At 72.0% G+C, this 1022-nt stretch carries 1 protein-coding gene; it reads left to right on the top strand.

The window, feature by feature from the left end:
* Window positions 1-1022 (top strand): hypothetical protein (locus AB0G16_RS38850; RefSeq protein WP_362816050.1); only part of this gene is annotated, 1022 nt, incomplete at both ends.

The raw sequence follows: 1022 nt of genomic DNA, 5'->3' as shown, positions 1-1022 counted from the left end.
CAGGACGGTCTGCAGCAACACCTACGTCGTCACCCAGGCCGACATCGACGCCGGGACGATCGTCGACACCGCCGTCGCCACCGGCACACCACCCACCGGACCCGCCGTCGCCTCCCCGCCGTCGACCAACACGATCACCGCCGTCGCCGCTCCCGCCGTGGCGCTGCTGAAGACGGCCTCACCGAACACGGCGACCGCCGCCGGGCAGACCGTGACCTACGGCTACCTGGTCACCAATACCGGTAACACCACCCTGACCGGCGTGGACGTCACGACCACCGCCTTCACCGGCACCGGCACCCCCACCGCGATCGTCTGCCCCGTAACGACCCTCGCGCCGCAGGACTCGACGACCTGCACGAGCACCTACGTCATCACCCAGGCCGACGTCGACGCCGGGACCATCGTCAACACCGCCACCGCCACCGGCACACCACCCACCGGACCGGCCGTGACCTCCGATGCCTCCACCGCGACGGTGACCATCACGGCCGACCCCAACCTGGCCCTGCTGAAGACGGCCTCGCCGGCCACGGTGACCGCCGCGGGACGGACCGTGACCTACTCCTACCTGCTGGTCAACACCGGCAACACCACCCTGACCGGCGTGGACGTCACCGACACCACCTTCTCCGGCACCGGACCCGCCCCAGTGATCACCTGCCCGGTCACCACGCTCGCCCCGCGGGACCTGACGACCTGCACCGGCGCCTACGTCATCACCCAGGCCGACGTCGACGCCGGGACGATCGTCAACACCGCGGTCGCCACCGGCACCCCGCCCACCGGGCCCGCCATCGCCTCACCGCCGTCGACCGCGACGGTCACCGCTCCCCCCGCTCCCACCCTGGCGCTGCTGAAGACGGCGTCGCCGGCCACGGCGACCGCGGCCGGGCAGACCGTGACCTACGCCTACTTGGTCGCCAACACCGGCAACACCACCCTGACCGGCGTGGACGTGGCCACCACCGCCTTCACCGGCACCGGCACCCCGACCGCGATCACCTGCCCGGTCACCACGC

The sequence above is a fragment of the Streptosporangium sp. NPDC023615 genome, from assembly GCF_040640155.1.
In the GTDB taxonomy this organism is placed as follows: Bacteria; Actinomycetota; Actinomycetes; order Streptosporangiales; family Streptosporangiaceae; genus Streptosporangium.
This window is presented reverse-complemented; position numbering and strand designations above follow the sequence as displayed.